13 protein-coding genes are annotated in these 14,977 nt (G+C 37.1%); 2 read left to right on the top strand and 11 right to left on the bottom strand.

Translation table 11 applies throughout. The features are described from left to right. Positions 1-206 precede the first annotated feature (206 nt). The 9 genes from QNJ66_RS16115 to QNJ66_RS16075 all read right to left on the bottom strand — a co-directional run bounded on the left by QNJ66_RS16115 (position 207) and on the right by QNJ66_RS16075 (position 8,663). On the bottom strand, positions 207-674 hold the full coding sequence (locus QNJ66_RS16115) for a tetratricopeptide repeat protein (protein ID WP_300508679.1): 468 nt from the start codon (positions 672-674) through the stop codon (positions 207-209). A 54-nt stretch (positions 675-728) separates the two neighbouring features. Continuing rightward, a complete protein-coding gene (locus QNJ66_RS16110; RefSeq protein ID WP_300508677.1) occupies positions 729-926 on the bottom strand; it encodes a hypothetical protein in 198 nt (65 codons plus the stop codon). Positions 927-1,243: 317 nt separating this feature from the next. Continuing rightward, positions 1,244-1,918 (bottom strand): hypothetical protein, encoded by a 675-nt coding sequence (locus QNJ66_RS16105; protein WP_300508676.1) that lies wholly within the window; start codon positions 1,916-1,918, stop codon positions 1,244-1,246. A gap of 129 nt (positions 1,919-2,047) precedes the next feature. After that, on the bottom strand, positions 2,048-2,596 hold the full coding sequence (locus QNJ66_RS16100) for an EF-hand domain-containing protein (protein ID WP_300508675.1): 549 nt from the start codon (positions 2,594-2,596) through the stop codon (positions 2,048-2,050). 16 nt (positions 2,597-2,612) lie between these two features. Then, positions 2,613-3,998, bottom strand: coding sequence for a hypothetical protein (locus tag QNJ66_RS16095; protein WP_300508673.1), 1,386 nt, complete (start codon positions 3,996-3,998; stop codon positions 2,613-2,615). 365 nt (positions 3,999-4,363) lie between these two features. Further along, entirely contained in the window at positions 4,364-5,302 is a 939-nt protein-coding gene (locus QNJ66_RS16090) for a GDP-L-fucose synthase (RefSeq protein ID WP_300508671.1), read from the bottom strand. Positions 5,303-5,399: 97 nt separating this feature from the next. Continuing rightward, positions 5,400-6,488 (bottom strand): GDP-mannose 4,6-dehydratase, encoded by a 1,089-nt coding sequence (gene gmd / locus QNJ66_RS16085; RefSeq protein ID WP_300508669.1) that lies wholly within the window; start codon positions 6,486-6,488, stop codon positions 5,400-5,402. 191 nt (positions 6,489-6,679) lie between these two features. Continuing rightward, positions 6,680-7,414 carry a sugar transferase gene (locus QNJ66_RS16080; RefSeq protein ID WP_300508667.1) on the bottom strand — a complete coding sequence of 245 codons (735 nt, stop codon included), beginning with the start codon at positions 7,412-7,414 and terminating at the stop codon, positions 6,680-6,682. A 97-nt stretch (positions 7,415-7,511) separates the two neighbouring features. Beyond that, on the bottom strand, positions 7,512-8,663 hold the full coding sequence (locus QNJ66_RS16075; protein WP_300508665.1) for a glycosyltransferase: 1,152 nt from the start codon (positions 8,661-8,663) through the stop codon (positions 7,512-7,514). A gap of 389 nt (positions 8,664-9,052) precedes the next feature. Here QNJ66_RS16075 and QNJ66_RS16070 point away from each other — a divergent pair, with 389 nt between their 5' ends. Further along, positions 9,053-10,261, top strand: a complete 1,209-nt coding sequence (locus QNJ66_RS16070) for a 4-hydroxy-3-methylbut-2-enyl diphosphate reductase (protein WP_300508663.1) — start codon at positions 9,053-9,055, stop codon at positions 10,259-10,261. A gap of 448 nt (positions 10,262-10,709) precedes the next feature. Here the strand turns inward: QNJ66_RS16070 and QNJ66_RS16065 are convergent, their stop codons facing one another. Beyond that, positions 10,710-12,305 (bottom strand): Hsp70 family protein, encoded by a 1,596-nt coding sequence (locus tag QNJ66_RS16065; RefSeq protein ID WP_300508661.1) that lies wholly within the window; start codon positions 12,303-12,305, stop codon positions 10,710-10,712. Positions 12,306-12,478: 173 nt separating this feature from the next. After that, positions 12,479-13,450: a solanesyl diphosphate synthase gene (gene sds, locus QNJ66_RS16060; RefSeq protein ID WP_300508659.1), complete on the bottom strand. Its 972-nt coding sequence runs from the start codon at positions 13,448-13,450 to the stop codon at positions 12,479-12,481. Positions 13,451-14,410: 960 nt separating this feature from the next. On the opposite strand from sds, the gene QNJ66_RS16055 reads away from it, so the two are divergent. Continuing rightward, positions 14,411-14,977, top strand: a 567-nt coding sequence (locus QNJ66_RS16055; RefSeq protein WP_300508657.1) for an RNA-guided endonuclease TnpB family protein, incomplete at its 3' end; no start/stop codon positions are given.

Here is a 14,977-nt window from a genome sequence, read left to right as displayed (position 1 = left end):
AAATAAAGTTAGTCAGTACAAGACTTAAAAACCTACCGGGGGACTCTCGGAAAGTACACGCCCAACACCTGAATTGGCAGGGTTTAAGGAAATATCACTACGCCCTTTGAGGCAAACGTGGTGAGCCTGGGAACTTGTGAAAACAAGATAATAACCATCCCGACAGGGATTCGTTATGAATCTCCTGAGCTTCAGCCAGGAGAGGCTCAAAGCAATGCGGTGCATTCCAGAATTAATTTTTGATTGATTAAAGCATGGGGTTGCACCTCTAATGCTTGACGGAAGGCTGCGATCGCATCTGGGTATTTTCCCAAGGCTAATAAACATAACCCTAAACCGTGTAAGGCTCCAAAATGATAGGGGATCAATTGGATCACCTGTTCACAATCTTGTTGCGCTTGTTCGTACTTTTCTAGAGAGAAATAAAGTACAGCTCTTCGGTTCCAAGCTTCAGCAAAATCAGGATAGTTTTCGATGGTTTCTGTTAGTAATGCTTCAGCTTTTTGGAAATTTCCCTGGTCTAGAAAAGACTGCGATCGTCGCAATAATTCTCGGCCAATTTCTCCTTTCTCTGTAAACCATAGTTGCCATAGTTCACTTGTAGCCCTTTGTCGGGCTACTTCATCCATTTTTTTCAAGTCTTGTAATAACTGATCAATTTTTGAAGACTTCACAATAATAATTCAGGGATGATTCAATTGTTTTTCAGAAAAGTGTAAGCAGCTAATTTATGAATTACTATCTGCCGCTTCCTCTGATTCTACATCGGGAATGTAATCGGGTTTTTGTGCATTTTCCCAGCCGGCAGGACGTTTAGAATTGTACCAAGCAATGGAACCAATGGTCACAGCAGCTATGAAACCCACAACATAAACGATGACAAAATAGGTTGGGAATTGTCCGGCGGTTGCTAATAACAAGTTCATATTCTTTTAGTTTCTTTTACTTATTGTTTTCTATTCTATCAAACATTGTCACTTGATCCAAAATAGAACCACCAATTAGTTATTTTCTTCCTAAATTTGACAACTGTTAATCCATTAAGCAATACAGCTAACCACCCTATAAACCCCCAAAACTGCATTTATAGCACTGAAAATCCAAAATTTATATTACTAGCTTGATGCCAAAGTTGATTAATAATTTTTAATTCATGGCTATGCTCTAATTATAGAGCTTTTTTAGATTATGACAAGAAAGAAGAAGATAATAGACCAAAGATCAATCTTAAAATTGTCATAGTTTAGTTCATTTTCTCTCTAATTAACTTTTGACATTCCTCAACTGATGCCCTTTTTTCCATCAATTTTACTAACCCTTCATAAGCGGTTTGATGACGAACAAGTAAATTTTTTGCTTGTAGCAATGCCCAATTTTCTTTTTGTTGATAAATGTCAGCACGAAGCCCTAAAAGTTTGATAAGTTCTCGTAAATTTTGTTTATCTTCTTCCCCTCCTTCAACATTATTATAAATGACTTTTTCCGCGGCAATACCGGCCATTAAAACAGTAAAAGTACGCTCCACAATTAAAGGGTTTTTACTAATTTTTTCTTGATCAGATAAGAGACTAAAATCTAACTGTACCCCTCCTATTCCAGCTTTTTCTCCTTGTCTAAAGGTTTCCCAAGCAGTTAAGGTGTAACCCGTGATAGGAATACCTAAACAGTACGCTGCTAAAAAATGTCCTGCTTCATGATGAATAATGCGTTGACGTTCCTCAGAAGAAGTAAATAAGTCCAAAAATAAGGTTAACCCTTTGCCTTCCCAACTAAAACTATCAACAGTAGCTAACCCTAAAATAGCAAATGTGGTGGCCGCAGGAATAAAAGGAGATATATTTAATACAGGACTCAGTAACGCCGATAGAGTCATGGCAAAAACGGCGATCGCTACTAAGTTTAATGACGTTTGATCCATAGCACAAAATAGATAGTTTATTAAAATTTCTTAATTTAATTTTACAATATAACTAAGATTTTGGTTATTTTACCGCCCTTCACCCCCTCAAACTCCAGGAATTATTTTTCTCTATCAATGATATGTTCCCTATTTATCAAAATTTCCCCATAACCAATTACCAGGAGATTTAGGATTTTCGCTGTAAAAAAATTCCTGAAATAAAGTAGTTAATTCATCTTTCGTCAAATATCCATCTTGATTTAAGTCTAAGTGTAAAAAAGCATCAGTAGCTTCTTTGTGGTCAATTTCATAGACTTGATAAAATTGTTTAAACTCATCGAGACTAACTTGATTATCTTGGCTGAAATCCATGACTTTTAAGCTAATATTAATAAAAGCTTTTTGAACATAAGACGCTGAAAAACGATCCAGCATTTGTTCTAAATACCATAACCATTCAGTTTCCGTAATTTTGCCATCACCATTGCGGTCGGCCCAAACTTCTAAACGATTACAAAACCCCATCCAGAAAAAATGCAGTTCTTCGTATTCGGAGGTTCCCCATTTCCATTCTCTAAGATTAGTAATCTCCTCAATAACTTGCTCAAAATCTTTTCTACTGAGTACCCCGTCATGATTACGATCTAAAATATTGAATAAATGGCGTAGTTTTCTTTCTCTAATTGGCTTAAGCATAATAATTTAGTATCCTCTATTCTTGCATTCCATGATAAAGCAATCTGACCAATAATCTAACCCCATCACTTTCTTTAAGTTCTGCATAAGAAGGTTCAGGACGCTTACCAATTTCACGCAAATCTTTTAATAGTTCTGGATGAAACTGACAAGTAAAAGAACGGCGAATTTTCTTAGTTTCAAAATCTTTGTAGTTAATACAAGTACAAGAACATTCCGTTAAAATTTCGCCGTTGGCTTCAGTAGAGGCTAAAATTTCCACAGAATAAGGTAACTGTAATAACCAAGAAAGATGACTACCAGCAATGACATATCGATGAGGAACAATAGCATTATGGAGGGTAATATAAGCCCAGTTAGCAAAGAGAATTGCTTCTTCGTTAACTTCATCGTAGTGAAACATAGAAATATCCACATCTCGGCCATGTTCTAAAATCATTTGATCAATAATTCCCTCATATTCATGAGCCATCACTTGATGTGCTTTGAGTAATTCAAGAGGAATGGTTGAATTTTTAGCTTTGGGGGTTTTATAGGGCAATAAATAACGTTCGCCGATTTCTTTATCTTCATTAAGAACCACCGCAAAATTGACATCATTCCATCCTTGAGCAACAATGCGACCGTCCCGTTTTTCTATTTTCAGATTTTCCCCAACTGAGCGAATTTTTTCACAAACAGATTTGAGAGAAATCAAGGCTTCATCGTCTTCATCGGAGGTAATGTTTTCAGTATTGATAACATCATTAACTGCATTTTGGATTAGTCTAATATGGCTTTCTGCTGCCAATTGATGACTAACACAAATCATAATTACAGGCGCACTTTGAGGAGAACGGGATAGGAGAAGTTGTTCAACAAATGTCAACATATCTTCTCTGCTACAATTAGGATAAGTCCATTCATCTGGTTTGTGAACTGAGGCATTACCCCCTTCTAAAATCACTGCCATACTAGCGGATAAAACAGGAATAACTGACTGTAAATCAAGGGTTCCTGTGTGCCAAAGAGGAAATAAAATGGAGTCACAATCAGCAATTTTTTGAGCTAAGAAGGCAATATTTTTGGAAGCTCTAACTGTTTCATTGAGAGCATTAATTCCCACATGATCCCAAGGTTCAACAATGAATAAAGAACGACGAAAAAGTTGCGGATTTTGCAGAAGAAAGTTCCAGTCTTCTGAGGAATTAATAACTTTTTCCAATGGAGGTGTATCTCCCCATTCAAAGGTTCCTTGTTCACAAAATAAACTTTTTTCTGGTAGGGGATCTTGAGAACTGCGGTCAGCTAGAAAACGACCAAAGAAAATGATAGTTGACTCTAAATCTGATCCTCTTTCCATTAAATAACCTGGATTTAATCGCCATTCCAATTGGCTATTTTTTCTGTGTTCTGAAGTCATAACAATTGTTATTTTTCGTTGATAGATTGTTGTTGAATTTTTGGCGATAGAAAATACTAAATATTAGTCAGTTTTGTTAATAAGAAGAAACTGATATCTTGCACCAGTATATAAAAATTCAACAAGAAAACAAAGAAAATAAATTTTCAATCAGTTAAATTACAGTCAAAATAAATCTTTTTCCCTGTTCCCTCTATAAACTAGCTAGTTTTACCGAAAGTGCAAGATTTGAGTTAACAATAAAATTTTAGGCTCTTTTCCACAGAAAAATATAATTATTCTAGCCAAGAAAGTATTTTTTTTATAGCAGAATAAGCCTATTAATATAGAGTCTCCTCAAAGGTTATCAGTGAATAGTTTATCTTTTATTGTGGATTATTTCTATACCAGTCAATAGTATTTTTTAATCCTTGTTTAAATTCCATTTGAGCCACAAAACCAAACTTTTCTTTGGCCCTTTGTGTATCTAAACAACGACGGGGTTGACCGTTGGGTTTATCTGTTTGCCAAACAAGTTCCCCCTCAAACCCCATTAACTCAGAAATTAACTCAGCCAAATATTTAATAGGAACTTCCTCATTGGTTCCTAAATTAACAGGTTCGGGATCATTATATAATTGAGTCCCCATAACGATGCCTCGTGCTGCATCGCTAGAGTATAAAAACTCTCTAGTCGGAGAACCATCACCCCAAACAAGAAGTTCTTTTTTCCCTTCTTTTTGTGCTTCATAGACTTTACGAATTAAAGCAGGTATGACATGGGAACTGTTGGGATTAAAATTATCTTCTGGACCGTATAAATTAACTGGCAGTAAATAAATACCATTAAACCCATATTGTTGACGATAGGATTCCAACTGAACCAATAACGCCTTTTTGGCGATCCCGTAGGGCGCATTGGTTTCTTCCGGGTAACCATTCCAAAGATCATCCTCTTTAAAAGGAACAGGGGTAAACTTAGGATAGGCGCAAATAGTTCCCACACAGGTAAACTTTTCTACTCCAGCTTCGTAGGCAGCATGAATTAACTGTGCGCCCATCATCAAATTATCGTAGAACAATTCAGCCGGTTTCACCTGATTTAAGCCAATCCCTCCCACATGGGCAGCCAAATGAACAACAATATCTTGTTGTTGGACTGCCCGTTGACAATGATCGAGTTTCCTGAGATCACAATCACGAGATCGAGGAATGGTAATTTTTTCTAGTTGTGCGCCGGCGGCCAGCAACTCGTTAACCACCTGTTTACCGAGAAAACCAGCCCCACCGGTTACTAAAATTCTTTTGTCCGTTAAATCTAGCATTGTCTTGAATACTCCCTTGATCCCTGAAGTGAACAGTTGTTGATAATTATTGGTCAAGAACTAACTTAACCTCTAACTAACAACTCACTGCCTCAATTTAGTCCACCATGACACTCATCGGTTGACGTACATAAGCATTATCCTTGAAGAGTAACACTTTGTCATTAGATGTTTCATTAGGAGAAGAGAGTCCTAAAGCTGCCAAGTCTGCTTCTACCATCAGATGAACTAACTGCTCAAAGGTGACAGAAGGTTCCCATCCCAATTTTGTTTTTGCTTTGCTGGGGTCACCGATCAATAAATCTACTTCGGCCGGGCGTAAATAACGCTTATCGAAGTCTACGTAGTCTTCCCAGTTGAGGTTAACGTATTCAAAGGCAATTTTGAGGAAGTCTCGGACAGAATGGGTTTCTCCTGTAGCCACAACATAATCATCAGCTTCATTTTGTTGTAGCATCAACCACATTGCTCTGACGTAGTCCTTAGCGTAACCCCAGTCCCGTTTTGAGTCGAGGTTTCCTAAATAGAGTTTTTTCTGGGTTTTAGCCACAATGCGAGCGATCGCTCGGGTGATTTTGCGAGTCACAAAGGTTTCTCCACGACGAGGGGATTCGTGGTTGAAGAGAATACCGTTACAGGCAAATAAATCGTAAGATTCGCGATAATTTAGGGTTTGCCAATGGGCGTACACTTTGGCACAAGCGTAGGGACTACGGGGATAAAAGGGGGTGGTTTCCTTTTGGGGTACATCTTGAACCTTACCGAACATTTCCGAAGAACCGGCTTGATAGAAACGGACTTCGATACCGGTTCTTTGTTGATAGTCTCGAACCGCTTCTAAGATGCGGAGGGTTCCCATACCCACAGAATCGACGGTATATTCTGGGGAGTCAAAACTGACGCGAACGTGAGACTGGGCTCCTAAATTATAAATCTCGAAGGGTTTTACTTCTTCTAAGATGCGTCTTAGGGTCGTGCCATCGGTTAAGTCTCCGTAGTGGAGAAATAAGTTAGCATTGGTTTGGTGGGGGTCAACATACATATGATCGATGCGATCAGTATTGAAAGTTGAGGTTCGACGGATAATTCCATGTACTTCGTAACCTTTTTCTAATAAAAACTCGCTGAGATAAGAACCATCTTGTCCAGTAATACCAGTGATTAGGGCGCGTTTTGTTTGAGTCATCGTTTAGTTATCCTATAAATTTGAGAAAAAATTCATTAAGTTGTCTAATCTGCTTGAGTCTTAATAACATACTTTACTTTACAATGACAAGGTGTGCCTACAATTTGGGAAGCACCTCAGCCAAAAAATAAAGCTTCCTCTAGAGTAGAGAAAGCTGATTAGTGAGGCTATAAAGTCATTGTAGTGTATATTTAATAAGCACCGTTGTTTTTCGGAAATAGAACCACTCCAATAGTCTTTAAAATGATCCAGATATCCATCAACCAATTACGGTAATTGACGTAGTAAACATCAATTTGTACTCGTTGAGGATAAGGAATATCATTCCGTCCTGAAACCTGCCATAATCCAGTAATTCCAGGGCGAATAGTAAGCACCTTTTCAATCTTACTGCCATACTTACACAATTCTTCAGGCACTAAGGGTCTCGGACCGACTACACTCATATCCCCTTTGAGAACATTCCAGAATTGGGGAAATTCGTCTAAACTGGTCAGACGCAGAAATTTACCAATCCAAGTAATACGGGGATCTTCTCTCAGTTTAAAGTTGTCTTCAAACTCAGCCCGCATTTCTGGACAGTTAGCCATCATGGTTTCTAGAACCTCATCGGCATTCTGCACCATGGTTCGGAATTTAATACATTTAAACTTTTTAAAGTTTTTACCTGCCCTCTCTTGACAGTAAAAAATTGGACCTGGGGAACTCACAGCAATTAAGAATCCCAGCAAGAAATAAAGAGGTGAGAAAATAATCAGCACCGCCAGGGAAAAGACAATATCAAAGGTTCTCTTAACCATTTGATCGTTGAGTATGCTTCCCGAGTCAGCCTTGTGATCAATTCTTTGGGAAACTGAGGTCGGTAAACCTCTTCTTGTCAAAGCTTGTATAGCCTTAACAGCAATAAATTGGCTATTAGCAGTCATCTTACTCCTTCACATCACATCACACCACACGGATCATGATCTTAAACGCCAATGAAATAAATCATAGCAGTAGAGATCACAATAATTGAAAATTTAGTTATCGAACTGTTTTAGTAAAGTGCCGATAACACTGCTCTAAAAACGCCAGATAAGACGTTTCAAAGACTTTGGGAGTAAATTTTGCCGCCTGATTGCGGCAACTCTCTGGTTTAATTTGATGCTGAAACCCAGAGAAAGTTTCAACAGTTTCTACCAGAGCTTGATGGGTTTGAGGGAAAAAGAAAATCCCTGTCCCTTGATCGCGATCTTGACGAATATCAATTACGGTTTCTAAGGCACCTCCTCCTCCATAGGCAATAACAGGCGTTCCACAAGCTTGTGCTTCTACTAGGGCGATCCCAAAGTCTTCACAGGCAGCATAAACGAATGCTTTGGCTTGAGTCATATATTGCTCTACCACTTTATCGTTTTGCGCTCCCAGGACTTTGATATTCCCTTGAGCCATTTGACGAATTTTTGGCAGATCAGGACCATCACCAATAATAATTAAAGGATAACCTAATTGATTGAAAGCTCGCACGATCAACGCTATTTTTTTATAACTGACCAATCGAGAAACTGTGAGGTAAAAGTCTTGTTTCTCTGAGCTAAAGGGAAATCTTTCGATATTTACAGGGGGATAAATGACTTTGGCCTCCCGTCGATAACAACGCCAGATACGACGGGCTGTATGATGGGAGTTGGCTATAAAATAATCAACACGGTTGGCGGAAATAACGTCCCATTGTCTGAGACGATGTAATAGGTAACGGGTGAAAATTCCGGGTATTCCTTTTCCTACCCGAGAATGGTTAAGATAGTCGAAGGTTAGATCCCAAGCATAGCGCATAGGGGTGTGACAGTAACAAATATGGAGTTGTTGGGGACTGCTTAAGACTCCTTTGGCTACTGCATGGGAGGAGGAAAGGATGACATCATATTCTCTTAAGTCTAGCTGTTCCATAGCCAAGGGGAGCAATGGTAAATATTTTTGTACCCCATTACGAGCGAAGGGAAAATTTTGGAGAAAGGTGTGACCAATAGTACACCCATAAAGATAACTCTCAGGGTTGCTGGACTCGAAGTCAATTAAGGCATGAACATCGGCTTTAATATGCTTGAGAATCTCTTTGACGACTAATTCTGAACCCCCTGTAGCTTTAGGGGTTAACCACTCATGGACTAGGGCATATTTGATGACACTTTTCATAAATTACTTTTCCATCTAAAAGGGGGAAGTTTTAAACCCAATTTTTCGATACGCTCGTTTTTTCAGTGAATTTTTAAAATTCTGAACCCATTATTATATTAGCTACTTTTGCTAATACTAAAGTAGAGAAAATTATCAACAGCAATAACAAAAATAGTCTAAGAAAAATTTAGTAAGTTTTCAATATCATTGAACGTTGTTGAGATTGTACCACAAGCAGACTACTTGTCAAAATATATAAAGCTATCTTACTGATTATAAATCAAACTTAAACAAGACCTATAAGACCCCGTTGTTAACGACGGGGTTTGAATTGAGATAAGATAAGGTATAACCTCCTCGTTAATGACGGGGTTTGAATTAATAGAGAATTAACCTTACCTCATTCTATGGATACAAAAGCTTTTAAACGATCTCTACAAAAGTCCGACAACTATCACCGTAAAGGGTTTGGCCATGAAACTGAAGTCATGGGAACCATGAATACAGAGTATCAAAGTTCTCTTATTCAACAAATTCGTGAGAATAATTATCAATGGCAAAAAGGAAATGTTACTATTAAATTAGCGGAAGCATTTGGTTTTTGTTGGGGAGTAGAAAGGGCTGTTGCAATGGCCTATGAAACCCGTCAACATTTTCCTCAAGAAAAAATTTGGATAACCAATGAAATCATTCATAATCCTTCGGTTAATCAACGTTTATTGGAGATGAATGTTGGTTTTATTGAAGTGATTAATGGGAATAAAAATTTTGCAGTGGTAGAAGCAGGAGATGTGGTTATTTTACCTGCTTTTGGGGCAAGTGTAACGGAAATGCAGTTATTAAACGATAAAGGTTGCACTATTGTTGATACTACTTGTCCTTGGGTTTCTAAAGTTTGGAACTCTGTAGAAAAGCACAAGAAAAAAGCTCATACTTCTATTATTCATGGTAAATATCGTCACGAAGAAACTGTTGCTACAAGTTCGTTTGCAGGAACTTATTTAGTGGTTTTAAACCTAAAAGAAGCTCAATATGTCTGTGATTATATGCTCAATGGTGGCAATAAAGAGGAGTTTTTAGATAAGTTTAAAAATGCTCATTCTCAAGGTTTTGAACCCGATAAAGATTTAGTAAGATTGGGGGTTGCTAATCAAACCACTATGTTAAAAAGTGAGACTGAACAAATTGGTAAACTGTTTGAAACTACCTTGCTTAAAAAGTATGGCCCCACTGAATTAAATGAGCATTTTATGAGTTTTAATACCATCTGTGATGCGACCCAAGAACGTCAAGATGCTATGTTAAATTTAGTTGAGGAAGATGTTGATTTAATGGTAGTTATTGGTGGGTTTAATTCTTCTAATACGACTCATTTACAAGAGATATCTGTAGAAAAAAGTATTCCTTCCTATCATATTGATAGCGATCAACGTATTTTATCAGGGAACAAAATTCAACATAAACCCTTAGAAAAAGAGATAGAAACTAAGGAAAATTGGCTACCTGAGGGTAAAATTGTAGTTGGTGTAACCTCGGGTGCATCAACTCCTGATAAGGTGGTAGAAGAAGTTATTGAGCGCATTTTTGAAGAAAAAAATGCTAGGATATTAGTGTAATAAATTACACTATTAATGTAATTTTATGATGATTCTCTAAAATATATAGAGAATCATTTAAAATTAAGAAAAATGATTCTCTATGAGTTTGAGTGCGGCTCATTCTTAGCCTAATCCATAAATAGTTAATCAGGGATGATATAGCACTTCTCATACTTGTGAGGTACAGAGTTTTCTAGTTTTAGGAGTTTGGAGTTCGGAGTTCGGAATTCGGAGTTAGATATTAGGTGTACTTCATGAGTCCGAGAAAGGCTATATTAATTTTAATTATAATCAAATAGCTATGTTTTATATTTAGAAGTGATCAAAGAAGTGCCAATTATTATTATAGGGTTTTTTATATCAATAGCGAGAATCAATATAATCTAAGCCTTAGTAAAGCGTGAAAGAATAATATTAAGCTAAACATCAATTAAGAATTCATTAAAACCGAATAACTGATTAACTTCTAGCTTAATTCTGCTACAATTTGCTTGTCAACTAAACTATTTTGTGTTAACAAATCCTCAACTGTTACCCTCAAAAATCTTTGTTCATCCACCCAAAATTGTAGCTTAATTCTATCACTTCCAGGCATTCCTAAAGGATCTAATTTTGCTAAAGTTCTAGCTCCATCTCGATCATTTAAAGGTTGAACATTACTCTTATCATTTCCTAGAGAACGAGTCACTAACCTATCTCCATCAAAATATACCTCAGTTCCCCCAGTTTCTGACCCTAATTCTCCTATAATTAACTCAATACTGGGTTGATTTTCGATGGATGCACCTAACTTAATTTCTATGGGTTCATTCATGGGGTAAGATTGGCCTGATTTAATGATAGAATGCCAACTATGGCACTTTTTACGACGGTTCCAATATCTGATACCATAACTATGATATAAGAAGTCCTTGACCTCAAATCCTTGGGCTAATTTTAACGCACCTTCCGCAATAGCAGAAAAAGGGCGATCACATTTAATTTTTGATTCATCAAAGTATTGTTTTACCCAAGTTTGTACAGCAGGAATCTGTACACTTCCCCCCACTAATAAAATACCATCAATATCTCTTTTTTCGATACCATTGCGTCTTGCTTGCTGCAAAACTTGAGTCATTAACTCATCTAACTTATCAAAAAACTGTTCTTCTTTTAGGATACTTTCAAACCCGTCTCTATCTAACCCTAGCTCGTAACTGTCTAGGGTTTCATCGTTAAAATAAACTTCGTTAGCTTTTACTTGAGAAGATAACTTGATTTTTAAGCGTTCTGCTAATCTTAATGTTAAGGAAGAAATAGGAATATTTTGAGTCTTAGAAAAGTAATTAATTAACCAATTATCAATATCAGATCCCCCTAAATTAGAACCTGATTTAGCTAAAACACGAGCAATTTTAGGCTTTTGACTTTTACTTTCTCCAAATAAATTTTGACCCCATTTTAAAATAAAGCCTTGATTTTTTTGTAAATTTTCTGTTCCTAACTTCACCAAAGATAAATCAACCGTTCCCCCACCAAAATCTAAAACTAATAATAATTCTTCTGCTGTTGTTCCATATCCCAAAGCTGCAGCCGTTGGTTCATCTAAGAGTCTAACCTGTTCAATATTCCAGCCTTGACAAACATTACCCAACCAATGACGATATGTTTCAAAACTATCCACAGGAACCGTCAAAACTAATGAATCTATCTCATTAACAGACTCATTTTTTAACTGTTCAATAACCCTATTTAAAAATAATTCACCTATTGTTTCAAAAGTAATATGACTACCATCTAACTCTGGTAAAAATCCTTGAATATTTGCGCCAATACCTCGCTTAAACTGTTTAAAAAAGCGTGGATTATTGGCTAAGTCCAAACCGCGATCGCGAACAGTTTGACCAACTAAAACATCGTTTGTACTAGCATTTTCAACATAGATTAAACTAGGAATTAAAGGAGGATTATTTCCCAGTTGCTGAGAACAACCTGGAAGTTTGATAATTTCCGGTTTTTGTGTCACTGGGTTGACACGAGTTATTACAGTATTGCTGGTACCAAAGTCAAGGGCGTAAGACACTTTCAGATTAAAAGAGATTCAGTAAATAATTGCCAATTCTCTTAAAATAGCAAACACCCTCAGCCCATGACAAGGTAATGGTTAAAAAAAGTTATTAATTAACCTAAATTTTTTTCAAAACAATTTTTAAACAAGGATACTTGTCTACACAAACAAAAAAAAGCAATAAACCCTTAATAAAGACGACTCAAAACATAGTCAACTAAATCAGTTAAAGACTGACAATATAGAGAAGGTTTGAGACAAGCTAACTGTTTAAGAGCAAGTTTGGCATGGTAAGCAGCTAATTCTTGCGATCGCTCAATACCTTGGCTTTCATTAATAATAGATAAAGCCTCCTCTATATCTCCCTCTTCACTAAACTCCCGTTTAATTAAAGTTTCTAAATAAGGCTTTTCCTCCATCGCAAATAAAGCAGGGGCCGTAATATTGCCACTGATTAAATCTGAACCAGAAGGCTTGCCCAATACCTCAGTTGGTGAGGTAAAATCGAGGATATCATCCACAATTTGAAAAGCTAATCCTAAATATTTGCCATAGTTATAAAGACTATCTATGACTTCGTTAGAAGCATCGCTTAAAATGGCAGCAGACTTAGCACTATTTGCCATTAAAGAAGCTGTTTTGTAGTAGCTTTTGTCTAAATAAGCCTCCAGAGTTAAACTGGTATCAAAACGATTAATCCCTTGAAAAATTTCTCCCTCGGCAAAATCGCGAATGACTTCCGAGAGTAACTTAACCACTTGTAAGTTATCAAGATTAGCTAAATACCAAGAAGATTGGGCAAAAAGAAAATCTCCTGCTAACACAGCGATACGATTATCAAACAAACTGTTAACCGTTGGCACATTGCGCCGTAAAGCTGCCTCATCTACCACATCATCATGGACTAAACTAGCAGTGTGAATCATTTCTGTAATTTCTGCCAGTCTGCGATGACGAGAAGTAATGTCAAGGTCTAGCATCGTTGCCCGTGACACTAACAAAACAATTGCCGGACGAACGCGTTTACCACCAGCATCAAATAAGTGTTCGGCTGCTGCCCCAAGGATAGGATGACGCGCCCCCACTAAGCGTTTGAGATTGTCTGTCAATAGGTGTAAATCGTTTTCTACAGGGGAAAAGAAAGAGGTTGTTGAGATCATGCGGTTAGTTAAACCTGGTTTTTCAGTTACGAAAGTTTACATATTCTTGTATTTATTTTAAGCTAACCTTTCCAGACAAGGAAACTTAATTGGCAATTTTCTCGAAAACAACAGGTCAAACCCTCCTAAAATCAGGAAAAAAATTATCCATTTGGCAATTCTTGTGTTAAGTTAGTAGTAAGGGTTTTAAGAATTTACCCCTCTGTTCTAGAAAGCTGATAGATAACTTAACATTCTGAGGCAAATTTCTAACAGGGGAAGTAGTTAGCCTAATGTGCTGACAGCTTAAGCAATTACCTTGAAGAGTTACGACTCTAAAAAAGAACTGGGAATTAGCAGTCATTGACCTGCGATCGAGCAGAGTCAGTACTTGTAATAGTTCTTTTAAGGTGAAATAGAGTAACAACAAGTCCGTTCTGGACTTAGTTTGTTGCTTATGATAATAAGGCAGTAGAATCTATAACTACTGTTGATTTGGGATACTCAAATAGAATCTCAACCCGTTGATTATAACACGATGTCCACCATTACCATAATAACTTGAAGACAAGAAGATGCCTGTGATCACACTATTCCTCGCCGCTCTATATTTATTAATGATTTACGGATTGTTGACCCTCGCTAAACGTACGGGTAAGTGGTTGTCACAACCTCCCCGTGATTTGGGATAAAACAATTGTTTGCACTGCAACATGATAACAATTTAACAAAATGTTTACAGAAGTCCCCACCTATAAATTCTCAAAAAATATCAATATTTTAGGTGGGGATGAATGCAAATCAATAAATATAGCAGGAGGCAGGGGGCAGGAGGCAGGAGGCAGGAGGTAAAAACCTGGATGCTATTAGGTTTGAGTTTGAAAAAATGTCCTAATTGCCTTGGCGGTTGCTATAAACCACGAAGTGTCCTTATGCTTCTTTCTTGTGTTACAATATTATCGTTCGCTCAAGTAACCGATAATGTACAAGGCATATAAATTCAGAATATATCCTGATACTGAGCAACAGCAAGCATTAGCGAAAGCTTTTGGTTGTTGTAGATGGTATTGGAATTATTCTTTAGAACTATGCCAGAAAACTTATCAAAAGACGGGAAAAAGTTTGAGCAGAGGGGCTATTCAGGGTCTTTTACCAGGACTTAAAAAGGAATATCCTTGGCTCAGTGATGCTTACTCTCAGTGTTTACAATTTGTCGCCTTAAATCTCTCACGAGCTTACCAAAATTTCTTTGAGAAAAGAGCAAAATTCCCTCGATTCAAATCAAAGCATGGTAGGCAATCCATGAGTTATCCTGCTAATGTTAAGTTTGAAGGTGATTACCTTAAACTAAATCGAAAGATAGGTAAAGTTTATTGTCGCCGTCATCGAGATTTTGAGGGAACTATTAAGACAGTTACAATCTCAAAAAACAGTGATGGCAAATACTATGCTTCAGTTACAGTTGATGATGGTCTAGAGAAACCAGAAACCTCAACAGAAGGTAAGGCCATTGGAATAGATTTAGGATTAACTGATTTTGCTGTCACC

This window comes from Crocosphaera sp. (assembly GCF_030064895.1).
GTDB lineage: Bacteria > Cyanobacteriota > Cyanobacteriia > Cyanobacteriales > Microcystaceae > Crocosphaera.
Note: the sequence above shows the minus strand (reverse complement) of the source record. Positions and strands in the feature narration are given on the sequence as shown.

What these genes read in the sequence shown, in the direction of transcription:
- QNJ66_RS16110 (WP_300508677.1), bottom strand. Translation starts at nt 926, where the DNA reads ATGAACTTGTTATTAGCAACCGCCGGACAATTCCCAACCTATTTTGTC.
- QNJ66_RS16105 (WP_300508676.1), bottom strand. Translation starts at nt 1,918, where the DNA reads ATGGATCAAACGTCATTAAACTTAGTAGCGATCGCCGTTTTTGCCATG.
- QNJ66_RS16100 (WP_300508675.1), bottom strand. Translation starts at nt 2,596, where the DNA reads ATGCTTAAGCCAATTAGAGAAAGAAAACTACGCCATTTATTCAATATT.
- QNJ66_RS16095 (WP_300508673.1), bottom strand. Translation starts at nt 3,998, where the DNA reads ATGACTTCAGAACACAGAAAAAATAGCCAATTGGAATGGCGATTAAAT.
- QNJ66_RS16090 (WP_300508671.1), bottom strand. Translation starts at nt 5,302, where the DNA reads ATGCTAGATTTAACGGACAAAAGAATTTTAGTAACCGGTGGGGCTGGT.
- gmd (WP_300508669.1), bottom strand. Translation starts at nt 6,488, where the DNA reads ATGACTCAAACAAAACGCGCCCTAATCACTGGTATTACTGGACAAGAT.
- QNJ66_RS16080 (WP_300508667.1), bottom strand. Translation starts at nt 7,414, where the DNA reads ATGACTGCTAATAGCCAATTTATTGCTGTTAAGGCTATACAAGCTTTG.
- QNJ66_RS16075 (WP_300508665.1), bottom strand. Translation starts at nt 8,663, where the DNA reads ATGAAAAGTGTCATCAAATATGCCCTAGTCCATGAGTGGTTAACCCCT.
- QNJ66_RS16070 (WP_300508663.1), top strand. Translation starts at nt 9,053, where the DNA reads ATGGATACAAAAGCTTTTAAACGATCTCTACAAAAGTCCGACAACTAT.
- sds (WP_300508659.1), bottom strand. Translation starts at nt 13,450, where the DNA reads ATGATCTCAACAACCTCTTTCTTTTCCCCTGTAGAAAACGATTTACAC.